The organism is Stappia sp. ICDLI1TA098 (assembly GCF_054880955.1).
On record NZ_JBTZBT010000001.1, the window covers coordinates 1,508,386 to 1,522,826 of the forward strand.

The following is a 14,441-nucleotide window of genomic DNA, read 5'->3' on the forward strand; positions in this document are numbered from 1 at the left end:
GGCCTGCAAGCGGTTCCGCTCATAAGGGGTGGGATCGGAGACGGGTTCGGACGCGTCGGGCTTCAGTCCCGTGCCGCCTCCGCAAGATCACGAAGGGCGTTCAGCACAACCTGCTTCCGGTCGAGATTGAAGGCTTCTGCCTCGCGCGCGGCGCGGCTCGTCTTTTCCCATACCTCGCTCAGCCTGACAAGGCGCTGAAGGGGCACGCCCTCCCCGCCGCGCAGCCCCGTATGGAGATGATCGGCGACGAGGTCCTGGAAAAGCTGCCAGCCGTCCTCCGCGCCCGGTCGCGCGACCGTTTCGGCGAACGTGTGAGCGGCGTCCACCTCGAGACGCGGCAGGCGCGCGACCAACGCGGAAAATCCGTCGGCGATGTCGATCGCCTCGCCCTCGGCAAGCCTGATCGCCTTGCGCAGGCTGCCCTGTGCCAGCTCCGCCGCACGCAGCGAAAGCCGCGATCCCGGCTCGGCGACGCCAAGCGCGCCAAGCCCCTCGACAACCTCGGCCTCGCTCATCTCGTGAACCGGCAGCGTGCGGCAGCGCGAACGGATCGTCGGCAGCAGGCGGCCCGGGGAATGGGCGATGACGAAGAAAAGCGAGTTGCGCGGCGGCTCCTCGAGGATCTTCAAAAGAGCGTTGGCGGCATTGGCGTTCATGTCGTCGGCGGCGTCGACGATACAGATGCGCCACGAGCCTTCGCTGCCGGTCGATCCGAAGAAGGGCACCGTGCGGCGGATCTCGTCGACGGTCAGGTCCTGCTTGATCTTGTCCTTCGACTTGCGCTTGGGATCATAGGGGCGCTTGAGGTGCAAGAGGCCGGGGTGCGCGCCGGATGCGATCTTGCGAAACTCAGGGCTTGTCTCAGGCACCTCAAGGCTCGTGGCCTCCCTCACGGCCGGCGCCGAAGCGTCGGGATGAACGAGCGCGAACCGCGCGAAGCGGAAGGCGAGCGTCGCCTTGCCGATGCCCTTGGGCCCGGCAAGGATCCAGGCGTGGTGCATCCGCCCGGAGCGGTAGGCCTCAAGCAGTTCGCGCTCGGCGCGGGCATGGCCGATCAGCCGCCCCTGCGCGCGTGGCAGCGGCACGCCCTCGATGGCGTCTGCCTCGGTGACGAGCGGATCGTAGGCATCGCTCATCGCGCGTCACCGCCGCTTGCCGCGACCACCGCCGCGGCGGCGACGCGTGGGTCGTCCCCAAGCAAGCGGGCGCAGACCGCCTGCCAGACGGCGGCTTCCACCGCATCGGGCGGCAACGCGCCGTCGACGACGACAAAGCGGTCGGGGTTGGCCTCGGCGAGTTCCAGGAACAGCGCCCGGCGGCGCTCGTGGGTCGTCACCGCCTCGGTTTCGAAACGGTCCGGCGTCTGCGCGCCCGCGCCCTGGCTGCGCGACGACACCCGCGCGAGGCCGATCTCGGCCGGCACGTCGACGAGCACGGTCAGATCGGGCCGGTGGCCGGCGACGGCGATGCGCTCCAGCCGGTCGAGAAAGGCGGGATCGACGCCGGCCTCGCCCTGGTAGACGCGGGTGGAGTCGGAAAACCTGTCGCACAGCACCCAGTCGCCGCGTTGCAGCGCCGGGTGAATGGTCGTGTCGACATGGTCGGCCCGGGCGGCGGCAAACATCACCGCCTCCATCTGTGCTCCCAGCGGCTTGACCTTGCCTGACAGCAGCAGGCGGCGAATGAGCTCCGCCGATGGCGAGCCGCCGGGCTCGCGGGTGACGACCGCCTCGATGCCGAGCGCCTGGAGGCGCGCCTTCAGGCGGGTGATCTGCGTCGTCTTGCCAGCCCCCTCGCCGCCTTCGAAGGTGACAAAGCGGCCGCGCGCGGGCAAGCCTTGCGTCTCGTGGGCGCTCGTCGGCCCGAGCGGGTAACCCTGCTGCCTTGCGTTTCTATCCGCCATCGAGCCACCATCCGAACAGGGTTTCGCGAAGCACGTCGGTCGCGCGGCTGGTCACCGTACCGGCCGGCACCGCATCGCGCGCGTGCAGGCCGGCGCGGTAGACGATCGTGCCATCGCGCAGGACCCGCAGTTCACCGACCTCCTGGCCCTTGGCCACGGGGGCCTGCAACGGGCCGGAATAGACCACGCGCAGCCGGTAGTCGCGCTTGTCGCCGCGCGGCAGCAGGAGCTGGACCGGCTCGCGGCTTTCAAGCGCGGTCGAGGACAGCGTGCCGCCAAAGACGCGGGCCTCGGCGATGACCTCGTCTGCGCCGTAGAGAACCACTTCCTCATAGTCCCGCTCGAGACTGTCGAAGAGATCGGCCAGCGCCTTTTCCAGTGCATCCGGCTCGCGCTGGCCCGCGACGATGCCGACCAGCCGTCGGCCCTTGCGCTCCATGGTGCCGACGGCATTGTATCCGGCGCGCGCGCTCTGGCCGGCGATGAAGCCGTCGAGATCGGCGATGGCGCCGATCAGCGGGTTCTTGTTGCGCTGGAAAATTCCGTTCCACGTGAAGTCGGGCAGCGAAAAGAGCGGCAGGCGGTCCGGGTGGCGCTCGAGAAGATAGGACGCAAGACGCGCCATGTCGCGGGCCGTCGTGTGCGCCGAAGCGTCGATGTGGCCGGTCGGCCCGCTGAAGTGGCTTTGGGTCATGCCGATGCGCTCGGCAAAGGCGTTCATGCGCGCGGCGAAGGCCTCCTCGCTGCCGGCCAGCCCTTCCGCCAGCACGATGGCGGCGTCATTGGCGCTTTGCACGATCAGCCCCTTGAGCAGATCCTCGACCGACACCTCACTGTTGAGTGCGGCGAACATCGTCGTGACACGGGCCGGCGCGCCACCCGTACGCCAGGCGTGCTCGCTCACCTTGAATTTGGTCGCAAGATCGATGTCGCCGTCCTTCAGCGCATCGAAGGCGACGGCGGCGGTGACGAGCTTCGCCGTGGAGCCCGGCGCATAGCTCACCGTCGCATTGGTGCTGGAAAGGAGCGTGCCCGTGCTCAGGTCGAGGAGCAGCGATGCCGTCGCATCATCGTCCGCTCCCTTGCCTTGCGTGCCCTGGGCGAACGCCGGAGCGCCGAGAAGCGCGAGGCATGCGGCTGCCGCGAACAGCATCCGCCTCGCTCGGGGGCGCGCGCATTTCGCGTCAAACCATCGCGATCGCATGAAAAGTCCCATCGCAAAAAAAGACGTCCCGGACCATCGGGCCGGGACGTCGAACATAACGGCTTCGTCTGGTCGCGCCTACCGCGTTTTGGCCATGTCGCCGAGCGGACGGCCGCCACCGATGTTCTCGAAGGCGGCATAGGCCCCGGCGATGCGCGAGGCGGCCATGTAGGAGGAGACCGCCGAACCGGGCCGGAAAGCACCCGCGGGATTGCCGACCGGAGCCAAACGTCCCGTCGGCTGATAACGAACCGCCGGCTCGGACTTGTAGCCAAGCGCGGGAACCTCGTCCGCCGTCTGCTCGACCGGTGCCGAGAAGCCGCCGTTGAGCGAGGCGACCTGAACCGCGGCCGGACCGGCGTCGAAGGCATCGGCCGGATCGAAGGCGGCGGTGACCGTACGGCCGAAATCCTGGCTGGAGGCAAGCAGCGCCTGATAGGGGCGCGTGCGCGGAACCGGCGCGGGGCCGGCGGAGACCGGTGCGGGAGGCGTTGCCTGCGCCAGCTGGGTGCCCGGCATGGTCGCGCCCGGCGACACGGCACCCGGTCCGCTGTAGGAGGCCATCAGGAAATCCTGATCCTTGCCGTCGAGACGCGCCCGGCCGACATACTCGACCTTGACCTTGGCGACGCCCTTGCCCTTGAAATCGAGCATGGTTGCCACGCGCTCGGACAGGTCGATGGTGCGATTGCCGTGGAAGGGGCCGCGATCGTTGACACGCACGATCATCGAGCGGCCGTTCTTCACGTTGGTGACCCGCGCATAGGAAGGAAGCGGCATCGTCGTGTGCGCCGCCGTCAGCGCATTGCGGTCGAAGATCTCGCCATTGGCTGTCTTTCGGCCGTGGAAGGTCGGCCCGTACCAGGACGCATAACCGACCGACGTGTAATTGGGGTCTTCCTTCGGCTTGTACCACTTGCCGGCGACCTTGTAGGGCTTGCCGACCATGTAGCGGCCGCCGCCCTTGGGCACGGGCTTGCCGTCCTTGACCATGCGCGGGCTCGCCGCGACGCCGTATTTCTCTTCCGAGAACTTCACCTTCTTGCCCGGCGCGCTGCCGCACGCCGCGAGCGCGATGCACAACGTGGAAAGCGCGGCAGCCGTCATCAGGCGCCGGGCGGAACTTCCACGCGTCTCCGGGGATGAAGAATGAGAGAGCGATCCGAGGCCGGAAAACTCCGGGGCCCGATCGGTCGTGGGGTCGTTCGTCAAGTTCCGGCGCTGGGTCGCCGGGGCCTTGCAGATCGTCATGATGCCGCCCTACTCGATACTTGAACCGGCAAACTGCCTGGGGACCCCGAAAACCGGCGCGAGTGCACCTGCTTCTTCGGATCGCCTGCCACATCCATTCGGACGGGAAAGCGCGACCACGGAAAACCTGGCGAGACCCTCGCCCATTGATTCTTCCGCCTCGCGCCGCAGCGTACCGGTCGGACTCATGTTTCCTGCGATGCCGCCCCCCAATGGCGCATCGCAACACAAGTAACACGGCGTCTCTTACCTCAAGGTGAACGAAGGGTCGACGGCAAACGGTTTAAATATGGCAACTTGTCCCCACTCCATGCCCGATTTTTCGCAGGTGTCGCAAGGAGGTCGCACTTTTCACGCAGCCCGCAGGGTCTGCGGGCCGCGACGCCCTCATCGACCGATGCGCGCGCGCCCCTCGAGACCATCGTCGCGCATCCAGTAGAGCGAAGCCCCCTCGCCTTTCGACAGCGTGAAGCAGAATCGCTTGCCGTCGTACCAGGTCTGCCACTTCTGGCAGAGACGGTTGCCCTTCACCCACCAGCGCCCCTCGTCCTTGGGCTGCATGAAGCGGCCGAGCCCGACCGCATCGCCGGAGCCGTCGACGCGTCCGTCGGCCCGGTAATAGAGCGGGAACTCGCCGCCGAGCGGGGTCTTCAGATAGATGCGCTTGCCGGCGACCGTTTTCAGGATCTCGCGTTCCGAAAGCTGCGCGCGCGCCTGGGCCGGCGCGATGCCGCCCCCTGCCCCGACCAGCAGCGCAGCGGCCAGCACCGCAATCGCTGCAGCCGTGCGCGCACGGCCGTCACGGACTGTCTTTCCAGCATATGGCGTCATCTTCACCTCCTACGGACTGCGGCCGGGACCTTCACGCCGAACGACGCGAAGCAACGGCGCTCGCCCCCTCAAGTCCTTCCTACGGGCCGGCGGTGCGCGCGGATCAGCCAACCTTCGGCGCGGTCGTCAGGGCGCGGGGCGGATCGTTGAGCGAATTGAGATTTTTCCGTCATCGGCGGTTGTGTGACGCGTGTCACATCGCCGGGCCAGTGCACGGCCTAGTTTCAAACCCGTGGCGCGTGCCCCCGCGCCCAACGCCGCCAGACGGCGCAACCGCCGATCCGGTCCCTGCCTCGACCTTCCGGATCGGCGGTTTTTCTTTTCCCCTCCCCGCACCGCCCGCAACGACGTGCCCGATGCGAAGGCTCCGGTCTTGACATTCATCCGCAGCGGCGCGAAACGAAGCCCAACGGAGGGGTGGCCGAGTGGTTTAAGGCAGCGGTCTTGAAAACCGCCGTGCGGGCAACCGTACCGTGGGTTCGAATCCCACCCCCTCCGCCACTTCGGTATAAAACCGGGAACGCCGATTCCCGCCGTTTTCCCTCCCTTGGTAGCTACCAGCGTCCTCAACAGGACGTTTTTGTTTCCTTTGATGTAGATCGCGTCGTCTGCGACCTCAACGTGTTGGGCGAAGGCCCGGACGTGTTCCCGCCGATAGCCGCCCTTTCCAAGCCGCAGTCGGGTGCGTGCTTCGCTCGCCAGCTCCCGCACGGCTGCCCCGGTGAGGCGCTGGTGGGTCGAGCTTGCGAGCATGGCTTCGATCCGCGTGGCATCGGCCCGCGCCTGATCCCGAAGCGCCGTGAGGCCCGCAATGCGCTCGCCAAGGGAGGACTCGGCCGGGTCGAGCGAACCGGCTTCAATGGCGTCGTAGAGGCGCTTGAGGCGGTTGTCGGCCTCGGCCGCACGATGGTTTAACTCGGCGATATGCTGGCTGCGCCGCTCGACGCCTTCCTGCCGGCGATCCAGAAGCGAGGCGAGAACGTCTTCGATCCGCTCGGGGTCGAGTAGCCTTTCCTCGATATGCGTCACCACCATGCGGTCGAGCTTATCCATCGGGATCGCACGGCCCTTGCAGCCAGTTTCGCCCTGCCGTGCCCGTATCGAGCAGGCATAGTAGCGATACCGGCCGTTCTTGCCGGTGCGCAGCGTCATTGCGCCTCCGCAATTGCCGCAATGGCAGATGCCGGTCAGCAGGTTCGGGCCGCTGACGACACGCGGCGGCGTCACCTTCGGGTTGTTGACCTTCAAGCGGTTCTGAACGGCCTCGAATATCTCAAGGTCGATCAGCGGCGGCACTGCGACGGTGACGATTTCATCCTCGGGCTTCACTACTCCCTTATTGGAGCGGCGGTTGAAACGATGCTCGCCGATATAGGTGCGTCGGGTCAGGACACGGTGAAGCTGGCCGATGCCCCAACGCCCGCCGTTGCGGGTAAACATGCGGTGCTTGTTCAGGTGGTTGACGATGTTCTTGATGCCCATGGGGCCGGACGTGCCGTCGCCTTCCGATGCAAGACGGAAGATCAGCCGCACGGTGTCGGCATGGAGCGGGTCGATCTCCAGCTTCTTCTTCATCTTCGCGCCGCGTTGCTCGGCATCCACGACACGGTAGCCGATGGGCGGCAGCGAGCCGTTCCAGAAGCCTTGCCGGGCGTTCTCCTTCAACGCCCGAATGACGTGCTTGCCGTTCTCCTTGGACTGATATTCGTCGAACAGCGCCATGATCTGCCGCATCATGACGTGCATCGGATCGTCGCCCATCTCCTGCGTGATAGAGAGCAGCTTAACGCCGTTCTTGGCGAGTTTCCTGACGTTGAACTCCAGCTCGAAGTGATCGCGGAAGAAGCGGCTAAACGAATGGACCACAACCACATCGAAGGGCGCGGGCTTGGACGTGCCGGCCTCGATCATCCGTTGAAACTCGGGGCGGCGGTCATTGGTGGCCGAAGCGCCGGCTTCCACGAAGGTTTCGACAAGCTGGTAGCCGCGCGAGGCGCAATAAGCCTCGCCCTGCTTGCGCTGGTCGGGGATCGACACGTCATGCTCGGCCTGCCGTGCAGTCGAAACGCGCAGGTAGAGCGCGGCGCGTAGCGCGACATGGGGACTTTGCATATTCATAGCGCGCTTCCTTTCGCGGCCCGGCGCTCAATCAGCGGCAGCTCCAGCGCCACGCGATCATGCAGCACCTTGGGAACGACCTTCTGGCCCTCGCCGGGGTCCATGCGGACAAGGCCGTAGTTCACCATCGTCTTGAGGGTTCGGGACAGGCTGGGCTTCGACCGCCCGGTGATCCGCGACAGTTCCTCCAGAGAGCCGGGCGACTGCTCGTCGATGACACGCAGCAACTCGCGATTCCCGCTGGACAGGATTTGCGCGAAGGATTCCATAGAAGTGAACCACACCTTCGGATCGTCCGCCGCCGGCTTTTCCTCGCCCTTGGCGATCCGCATGGTGCGAGCCTTCATTTCCTCGTAGTCGGCAATCCCGACTTTCAATGTGGTCATGTTACGCCTCGCTCCTTCAACACCGCATCGACCACCTGCCAGAAGTCGGCCAGCAGCGTGGCCGCATCCTCGTAGGCGTAGGGCTTCACGGTCTGGAGGCGATGCCGATGGTCCATCGGCTCGCCGCGCCTGCCTCGGTCGACTGGATGGGCGTTGTCGAAGCCGACCAGTCGTTCGCCCGAAGGCCCGTGAAGCGTGAGCGAGTAATCGAGGCCGTGCGGTTTCTCCGGCGATGCCGGAACGCGGGTGACAACGAACTTCACCCAATGGCCGCCCTCGGGATCGACAACGAGCACCTGTCCGTCGAGGTCCAGAAGCGTGTCGAGGCCCGGGTCACGATCCTCGCTCACGACCTACTGTTACCATCTGGTGTTAACTGCGACAAGTCCTGATTGTCGGGATCGTCGATGGGGCCGAACAGGCGGTCGAGCACGTCGCCGAAATACCGCTCGAAGATTTGCAGTTCTTCCTCAGTGATCGGCACTTTCTCGGGCCAGTCGTCTATGACAGGCAACGACTCAACATCGACAATGCGAAGCGGCGACCTGCGGCGCTCCCGACCGTCCGGCGTGGGTTCGTCCGCATAGTCGTAAAGGTCTTCGGGCAGCGTTTCCGGGACCGGCTGTCGCGGTCGCCCTTTGCGGGCGCGGTGGCGCTCTGCGCACATTGAATCCTCCTTGGTTCTGGTGGATTCCGGGGCGCTCAAGGCCCCGGAATTAAGCGAACCATGGAGGGCAGTCGGCGGGCTGTAGCGTGCCGCATTTGCGCCTATGCGCTGGCGGCACCCCTGACGATTGGTGTCTCGCCTTGTGTTGTTCTAGCGGATATTGTGGCAGCGATTCATAGCAACGCAGTCATGTGATTTAGGCCCTGTTAATGAATAGCAACATTACGACCACCACTGCAAATAGCCTTGTCGATCCACAGGCCCAGCGTCTAGTGGACTTCCTGCGCGATGTGGGGCTTCCCCATGAGAACATCATGGCGGACCCGGCCGAGCGCTCGATCATCGCAAGCAACCTTCCCGGATACCTTCAGTCGTTACCGGCGGAGGTCAAGCGCGACGCGCGATATCTATCAAAGTTTGTGATCGGGGCTGGTTCTGGCCTGTTCGACTATGCCCTCAATGCGATCTGGAACGAGGTTGTGATCGATCTTCGGAAGAAGGCGTCCCTTTATGGACTCGATATTTTCTTCGATGCCGCTGTTGGTGGAAATAAAACGCGCGAATTCTACAAGACTGAAGATGATCTTCCGGCCCTCAAGGATGCCATTCTACTTGATACATGCCGAAAACTTGAGCTTATATCCGACACAACATACAAGAAACTCAAGCATATCCTAGATATGCGGAACGATATCGGAATATCCCATCCAACCAACTACAATATCAACGCCTTCGAGCTACTAGGTTGGTTACAGACCTGTGTGCAGGACGTTCTAAACGACCGGCCAACCGAAGCGGCGCTTCAAGTTCAGGCATTTATTGCAAACCTCAAAGGCCATACTGCTCCGCTCGACCCAGCGACGAAACAGACCATTGAACGCCGCTTCACAGAACTGCCAAGCCACCTATGCGGAAGTCTGCTGAGGACTGTTTTCGGAATCTACGTCGCCCCGGATACTGACCCGGGAGTGCGAAAAAATATCGCGGTCCTTGCGCCTGCGCTATGGAATACCTGTGCGGATGAACCACGCTACCGGCTTGGGATCGTGCTGGAAGGATACAATACCAATCTTTACAAGGATAAATATTCGCTCGGGGAGCAATTCTTTGCTCTAGTTTCTGGAAATGCATATCGCTCCCCGTCTGAACGCCTCGTTATAGTCGATACGCTGATTACGGAGCTACTGGATAAGCATAACGGTTGGGATAATTTTCATCATGAGGCTCCGGTTGCCGCCAACCTTTGGTCCTACGTCCCGGATCAAAACTCGATATTCGACAATCTTGCCGAACGCCTTTTCAAGACGGTGCTACTTTGCCGGATCGGCAGGGGTGTGTCTTACAACAATGGCGTTTCACCGGGTGGAAAGCGTTACTATGATGCCATCCTAAACCTCGTCGGTGACAAGTTCGCACCGCATGTTATGGCTGCGTTCACGCACTACGAGGTTTCCGGGCAGTTGGGTCGCTCGATATGCCGCACGCAAGCCAAGCAAGCCCTGGAAGCTGCTCGCGCCAATGTAATAAACCAACGGCTGATGGAGTGCATGACCTATCTCGTCGATAATATTGAGACGAATCCTACCTGCGCGACCAGCACGGATTTCAAGCGACTGTCAGCCGATTACATTCGGTGGAACTGATAAGCGCTCGTCTTAAACAGGTTTTAAGTTTGTCTGACGCCGTGCCTTGGCGAAACCGCGATCCGTGGCGATGAACCGCTCCAGCATCGGCACGATCAGCCTGACGGGATCGGCGACGGGCTGGCCGCTCTCGCGGGCCAGCACCTCGGCATAGGCGACCAGATCGCGGTGAAGCGGCGCGGGCAGCTCCACCGTCACTTTTACCGGCTTGTCGTCGGGCAGCGGGCCGAGTTTCAGCTTGGTCATGGTCAACCTCTTGCCGGCTCGAATACAAGGTCGCGGGTGACGATGATCCTGACCGGGAAGCCGGGCCGAATGGTGAGCGTCGGCGCGACCTGCAACTGGCGCTGCACGATCTGCTGGCCCGCCTGATTGACGGTATCCTGCGCACCGTCGCGGATGGCCCGGATAAGCCGGTCCTCGTCGCTGGTCGCCAGCTCCGTCCCGACCGCGAGCAGCGTGGACAATCCGGCCGCCTTCATCAGATCCCACCAATGATAATCGACGCCATCCTCAAGGCCGGCGTAACCGCTGGCGTCCGCGCCCGGCAGGCGCTCAAGGACGATGGAACGGCCGCCCGGCAGGATCAGGCGATTCCAGACAAGCAGGACGCGGCGCTGGCCGAAGGTCACGCCGTCATCGTATTGGCCGATGATGCGCGTGCCCTGCGGGATCAGGAGCAGGCTGCCGGTTGGGCTGTCATAGACGTTCTCAGTCACTTGCGCCGTGATCTGGCCCGGTAGGTCCGAGCGGATGCCGGTGATGAGCGCGGCCGGGATCACGGCCCCGGCCTGAAGGATGTAGGGTGATGCCGGCGGTGTGACGCGATTCGTCGAAACCGTCTGCCGGTCCACGGGTCCATTGAGGAAAGCCGTGTGCCGATCCTGCGTCGCGGGCTGTCCACCGAGGCCGAGTCCTGCAAGGCCGGGCATGGACGTTCCTGCCGGCGCTCCCGTGCGTGGGCCGGACTGGAAAAACACGTTGCTCAAGCGTGCGGCTTCTTCCTCGGCGCGGCGGCGTTCTTCTTCGGGATCGACGGCGGGCGTCGTCATGACGGGCGGCGCGACCGGCTGTCCCCTGTTCTGCGCGTCGAGGATCGGACGGCCGAGGTCGCCCGGCAGCGCCGGCCCCAAGACAGGGCCGGTATAGTCGCGCGGCAGGCCGGACAAGCCGTCCGCCGTGGGCCGGTTCTCGGTCGAATAGAGTTCGTCGCCTCCCGGTCCCCCGTCGCGGGTCTGGAGCGCATAGATCAGCGCGCCGCCGATGCCGAGAAGCGCAACCGCGCCGACGCCAGCCAGCATCCTGCGGGAAAGACGGGTGACGCTGGGCGTTTCGGCGCGCAAGCGCATGGGGGCTGCGGTATCGGTATCGCTCATGAGGACAATCCTCCCGTGGTCGTGCTGGCTGGTTCTGCTGCGGCCTGCGTGGGGTTGGTGCGGACGATCCTGACGACCTGCTGGCGATTGCCGCTGCCAAGGCGCAGCTCGGCCGCGCCGAACAGGCGGTCCACGATCAAGACGTTCTGGTGGACTCGGCTGTTGACGATCTGCGGTTCACCGTTCGTGCCGAGCACGAAAATCGGCGGCATCTCGCCCTGCACGATCCCGGCCGGGAAGACGACATAGACGCGGCGTCCATCATCGAAGACGGAAGCTGGCCGCCACGGCGGGCTATCGCCTGTCAGGCCGTAGCGGTAGTTCCGCGCGGCCTCGGCCGGGATAATCGGCGCAGTCGGGACGGTCTGGCGCTGGCCCGCCGGTTGCGCCGGATAGGCCCATGCTACGGCCGGCATGTAGAGCGATTCCCGCGCGCGCAGCTCGATCATGTAGGTGCGCCGGTCGGTGGTGACGACAAGGTTGGTGGACATGTCCGGCCGCGTCGGCTTCACAAGGATATGGACACGGCGATTTGCACCGCTGCCGCTCTCTGTGTCGCCGATGATCCAGCGGGCGGTGTCGCCCGCCGCAATCGGCCCCGCGCCTGTCAGGCTCTCGCCCGGCTCCAGCGCGATCGTCGTGATCTGCCCGACTGCGGCATAGACCTGATAGAGCGCGCCTTCCGACCACGGATAAATCTGGATGGCGTTGTAGTAGCCTTCCCGGCGCGGCTCGACGCGAGCGGCTGCGTTGGCGTTCTCGACGCGGCCGGTCGGCGTGCCGGCAGCCGTGCCGCCCCGCGCCACGGTCCATGCCGGGGGCACATGCAACGGCCGGGGCGTGTTGTCGGTTGCCGCCGCCTGCACGGTAGGCAGCGGCGGCACGCTGGCATCGTAGCTGAATTGCGGCGTCCGGTTGGTGGCGCAGCTTGCGAGCATGGTCGCCGAAAGCAGCACGGCCGCAATTGTCGGGGTGCGGGGGATCGTCCTCATTGGCTCATCTCCCGCGACCATGAAATCGCATTGACGTAGATTCCCAACGGGTTGGCGCGCAGGCGCTCGGCGTCGCGCGGCGGCTGGATGACGATGGTGAGGATGGCCGTCCATCGTTCCGTGCTGGAAAGCTGGCCGTTCTCGAAATGGCGTTCGGTCCACGCGACGCGGAAGCTGTTGGGGGACGCCCGGATGACGCTCGACACCTCGACGGCGACTTGCTGGCGGCCGACCTTGGCAAAAGGATCATTGGCGCGGGCGTAGTCGTTGAGCGCCGCCGCGCCGCGATCTGTGGTCCACTCATAGGCGCGAAGCCAGTTCTGACGGACAATGATCGCGTCGGCCGGGATCGCGCGCACTTGCTCGATGAACCGGCCGAGATGGAAAGCAATCTGCGGATCGGTCGGCCGATAGTCGGCGTTGGCAGGCGCGACGGTCTGCGCCTGACCGAGATTGTCCACTTGCACCACCCAAGGCACCACGGTCCCGCGTGCGGACTGCCAGACCAGCGCCGAGGCGCAGCCGGCCGAAAGGATCAGCGAGCCGAACGCCATGATGCGCCAGTTCTTCGCCTGAACGCGGGCCGAGCCGATGCGCTCGTCCCAAGCCTGCGCGGCCTTTTGATAGGGCGTCTCGGGTTCCGGCGATTTGCCGTAGTGGGTTGTTGGTCGTTTGAAGATGCTCATGAGCGGTCACTTTCGGAAAGGTTGACGGAGGAACCGGAGCCGTGGCTGTCGCCGGAGCGGACGGCATGGGCGGTCATGGTGGTGCCGTGGTTCATGGCCTGCGAACGCCGCATCTGCTGCGCCCATGCGGGCGGGCTGCCGGCCGGGCTGGATGGCGCGGCGGCGGGATCGGCGCTCGCGCCGCCGACCGTGCCCATGGTGGAACTGCCCCCCGACGCGCCGAACCCTGCCTTAGCGCCAGCGGAGAAGCTGGATTTGACGCTTTCGGTTGCTCGGGATGTTGCGCTGGAAGCTGCGCGTTTGAGCGGCGAGATGGCGGCCGAACCTGCCGCTCGGGCGACACCGCCGAGGCCAGAGGCAACGCCTGCTGCCCCAGACTGGCCGAGCGAGCCGACGCTATAGGCAGCGGTCGCCGCGCCCGCGGCGGTCGCGCCTCCCCGAACGGCCGCGGCTCCACCGGACAGGGCAGCAGCGCCGCCCTTCGCGGCAAGCATGGCCCCACCGCCAGCCGCCGCACCGCCCGCAAGCACCATGCCGCCGGCAGCGAGGCCGGTGCCCACGGCTGCGCCCGCGCCAAGCTGCGGGCCGCCCGAGACGATGCCGTTGGCGATGCCGGGGCCGAAGATGCCGAGGCCGAGCAGCGACAGCGCGGCGAGCACAATCGCCATAGCGTCGTCGATGGTCGGGGTTGCCCCGCCGAAGCCGGCCCTGAATTGCGAAAACAAGGTGCTGCCGATGCCGATGATGACGGCCAGAACCAACACTTTGATGCCGGACGACACCACGTTGCCGAGAACCTTTTCGGCCATGAACGCGGTCTTGCCGAACAAGCCGAAGGGAATCAGCACGAAGCCGGCGAGCGTCACCAATTTGAACTCGATCAGGGTGACGAATAGCTGGATGGCGAGGATGAAGAAGGCCAGCACCACCAGCGCCCATGCGAACAGCAGGCAAGCGATCTGGATGAAGTTCTCGAAGAAGGCGATCCAGCCCATCAGGTCGGAAATGGAGTCGAGCAGCGGGCGGCCGGCGTCTAGGCCGGTCTGCGCGACGCGGCCCGGACGCATCAGATCGGTGACGGAAAAGCCGGTGCCCGACGCCATGAGGCCGAGGCCGGCGAAGCTCTCAAAGACGATGCGGGCGAGGTTGTTCCAATTGCCGATGATGTAGGCGAAGACGCCGACGAACAGCGTCTTCTTCACCAGCCGCGCGATAATGTCGTCATCCGCGCCCCATGCCCAAAAGAGCGCGGCGAGCGTCACGTCAATGACGATCAGCGTCGTGGCGATGAAGGCGACCTCGCCGCCGAGCAGACCGAAACCGCTGTCGATGTAGGACGTGAATACGCCGAGGAAATTGTCGATGACGCCCGTGTTGCCCATGG

At 64.9% G+C, this 14,441-nt stretch carries 15 protein-coding genes, 1 tRNA gene and 1 pseudogene; 3 read left to right on the forward strand and 14 right to left on the reverse strand.

Annotated elements, in window-relative coordinates; genetic code table 11:
* Positions 1-62: 62 nt before the first annotated feature.
* From ACSLUQ_RS06775 to ACSLUQ_RS06795, 5 genes are all read right to left on the reverse strand, one after another.
* A complete protein-coding gene (locus ACSLUQ_RS06775) occupies positions 63-1,136 on the reverse strand; it encodes a DNA polymerase III subunit delta' (RefSeq protein ID WP_461808043.1) in 1,074 nt (357 codons plus the stop codon).
* Positions 1,133-1,903: a dTMP kinase gene (tmk, locus tag ACSLUQ_RS06780; RefSeq protein ID WP_461808044.1), complete on the reverse strand. Its 771-nt coding sequence runs from the start codon at positions 1,901-1,903 to the stop codon at positions 1,133-1,135. The genes ACSLUQ_RS06775 and tmk overlap by 4 nt, the downstream gene beginning before the upstream one ends.
* A complete protein-coding gene (locus ACSLUQ_RS06785) occupies positions 1,893-3,056 on the reverse strand; it encodes a D-alanyl-D-alanine carboxypeptidase family protein (protein WP_461808045.1) in 1,164 nt (387 codons plus the stop codon). Before ACSLUQ_RS06785 ends, tmk begins: the two co-directional genes overlap by 11 nt.
* A 129-nt stretch (positions 3,057-3,185) precedes the next feature.
* Positions 3,186-4,214: a septal ring lytic transglycosylase RlpA family protein gene (locus tag ACSLUQ_RS06790; protein ID WP_417773332.1), complete on the reverse strand. Its 1,029-nt coding sequence runs from the start codon at positions 4,212-4,214 to the stop codon at positions 3,186-3,188.
* Between the two features lie 531 nt (positions 4,215-4,745).
* On the reverse strand, positions 4,746-5,189 hold the full coding sequence (locus ACSLUQ_RS06795) for a hypothetical protein (RefSeq protein ID WP_461808046.1): 444 nt from the start codon (positions 5,187-5,189) through the stop codon (positions 4,746-4,748).
* Positions 5,190-5,600: 411 nt separating this feature from the next.
* Here ACSLUQ_RS06795 and ACSLUQ_RS06800 point away from each other — a divergent pair.
* Positions 5,601-5,690 (forward strand) — tRNA-Ser (locus ACSLUQ_RS06800).
* 141 nt (positions 5,691-5,831) lie between these two features.
* Complete coding sequence (locus ACSLUQ_RS06805) at positions 5,832-6,104, forward strand: hypothetical protein (RefSeq protein ID WP_461808047.1); 273 nt, start codon at positions 5,832-5,834, stop codon at positions 6,102-6,104.
* Positions 6,105-6,266: 162 nt separating this feature from the next.
* Here the strand turns inward: ACSLUQ_RS06805 and ACSLUQ_RS06810 are convergent.
* From ACSLUQ_RS06810 to ACSLUQ_RS06825, 4 genes and pseudogenes are all read right to left on the reverse strand, one after another.
* Positions 6,267-7,307, reverse strand: a pseudogene (locus ACSLUQ_RS06810) (recombinase family protein); the annotation flags it as partial.
* Positions 7,304-7,693, reverse strand: coding sequence for an HVO_A0114 family putative DNA-binding protein (locus ACSLUQ_RS06815; RefSeq protein ID WP_461808048.1), 390 nt, complete (start codon positions 7,691-7,693; stop codon positions 7,304-7,306). The pseudogene ACSLUQ_RS06810 and the gene ACSLUQ_RS06815, both read right to left, overlap by 4 nt.
* The gene (locus ACSLUQ_RS06820) at positions 7,690-8,043 is read right to left on the reverse strand and encodes a toxin-antitoxin system TumE family protein (protein ID WP_461808049.1); all 354 of its coding nucleotides are present in this window, start codon (positions 8,041-8,043) and stop codon (positions 7,690-7,692) included. The genes ACSLUQ_RS06815 and ACSLUQ_RS06820 overlap by 4 nt, the downstream gene beginning before the upstream one ends.
* The gene (locus ACSLUQ_RS06825; protein WP_461808050.1) at positions 8,040-8,360 is read right to left on the reverse strand and encodes a hypothetical protein; all 321 of its coding nucleotides are present in this window, start codon (positions 8,358-8,360) and stop codon (positions 8,040-8,042) included. Before ACSLUQ_RS06825 ends, ACSLUQ_RS06820 begins: the two co-directional genes overlap by 4 nt.
* A 209-nt stretch (positions 8,361-8,569) precedes the next feature.
* Here ACSLUQ_RS06825 and ACSLUQ_RS06830 point away from each other — a divergent pair, with 209 nt between their 5' ends.
* Entirely contained in the window at positions 8,570-10,003 is a 1,434-nt protein-coding gene (locus tag ACSLUQ_RS06830; RefSeq protein ID WP_461808051.1) for a hypothetical protein, read from the forward strand.
* A 12-nt stretch (positions 10,004-10,015) separates the two neighbouring features.
* On the opposite strand, the gene ACSLUQ_RS06835 is transcribed toward ACSLUQ_RS06830, so the two are convergent.
* From ACSLUQ_RS06835 to trbL, 5 genes are read right to left on the reverse strand one after another with little or no spacing between them, the layout of a single operon-like run.
* On the reverse strand, positions 10,016-10,249 hold the full coding sequence (locus tag ACSLUQ_RS06835; RefSeq protein ID WP_461808052.1) for a DUF2274 domain-containing protein: 234 nt from the start codon (positions 10,247-10,249) through the stop codon (positions 10,016-10,018).
* A 2-nt stretch (positions 10,250-10,251) separates the two neighbouring features.
* Complete coding sequence (locus tag ACSLUQ_RS06840) at positions 10,252-11,379, reverse strand: TraB/TrbI/VirB10 family type IV secretion system protein (protein WP_461808053.1); 1,128 nt, start codon at positions 11,377-11,379, stop codon at positions 10,252-10,254.
* Positions 11,376-12,371, reverse strand: coding sequence for a P-type conjugative transfer protein TrbG (gene trbG, locus ACSLUQ_RS06845; RefSeq protein WP_461808054.1), 996 nt, complete (start codon positions 12,369-12,371; stop codon positions 11,376-11,378). Before trbG ends, ACSLUQ_RS06840 begins: the two co-directional genes overlap by 4 nt.
* Positions 12,368-13,057: a conjugal transfer protein TrbF gene (gene trbF, locus ACSLUQ_RS06850; RefSeq protein WP_461808055.1), complete on the reverse strand. Its 690-nt coding sequence runs from the start codon at positions 13,055-13,057 to the stop codon at positions 12,368-12,370. Before trbF ends, trbG begins: the two co-directional genes overlap by 4 nt.
* A complete protein-coding gene (gene trbL / locus ACSLUQ_RS06855) occupies positions 13,054-14,439 on the reverse strand; it encodes a P-type conjugative transfer protein TrbL (RefSeq protein WP_461808056.1) in 1,386 nt (461 codons plus the stop codon). Before trbL ends, trbF begins: the two co-directional genes overlap by 4 nt.
* Positions 14,440-14,441 lie beyond the last annotated feature (2 nt).

Coding starts and splice junctions, on each gene's coding strand:
- ACSLUQ_RS06775 (WP_461808043.1), bottom strand. CDS start 1,136: ATGAGCGATGCCTACGATCCGCTCGTCACCGAGGCAGACGCCATCGAG.
- tmk (WP_461808044.1), bottom strand. CDS start 1,903: ATGGCGGATAGAAACGCAAGGCAGCAGGGTTACCCGCTCGGGCCGACG.
- ACSLUQ_RS06785 (WP_461808045.1), bottom strand. CDS start 3,056: ATGCTGTTCGCGGCAGCCGCATGCCTCGCGCTTCTCGGCGCTCCGGCG.
- ACSLUQ_RS06790 (WP_417773332.1), bottom strand. CDS start 4,214: ATGACGGCTGCCGCGCTTTCCACGTTGTGCATCGCGCTCGCGGCGTGC.
- ACSLUQ_RS06795 (WP_461808046.1), bottom strand. CDS start 5,189: ATGACGCCATATGCTGGAAAGACAGTCCGTGACGGCCGTGCGCGCACG.
- ACSLUQ_RS06815 (WP_461808048.1), bottom strand. CDS start 7,693: ATGACCACATTGAAAGTCGGGATTGCCGACTACGAGGAAATGAAGGCT.
- ACSLUQ_RS06825 (WP_461808050.1), bottom strand. CDS start 8,360: ATGTGCGCAGAGCGCCACCGCGCCCGCAAAGGGCGACCGCGACAGCCG.
- ACSLUQ_RS06830 (WP_461808051.1), top strand. CDS start 8,570: ATGAATAGCAACATTACGACCACCACTGCAAATAGCCTTGTCGATCCA.
- ACSLUQ_RS06835 (WP_461808052.1), bottom strand. CDS start 10,249: ATGACCAAGCTGAAACTCGGCCCGCTGCCCGACGACAAGCCGGTAAAA.
- ACSLUQ_RS06840 (WP_461808053.1), bottom strand. CDS start 11,379: ATGAGCGATACCGATACCGCAGCCCCCATGCGCTTGCGCGCCGAAACG.
- trbG (WP_461808054.1), bottom strand. CDS start 12,371: ATGAGGACGATCCCCCGCACCCCGACAATTGCGGCCGTGCTGCTTTCG.
- trbF (WP_461808055.1), bottom strand. CDS start 13,057: ATGAGCATCTTCAAACGACCAACAACCCACTACGGCAAATCGCCGGAA.
- trbL (WP_461808056.1), bottom strand. CDS start 14,439: ATGGGCAACACGGGCGTCATCGACAATTTCCTCGGCGTATTCACGTCC.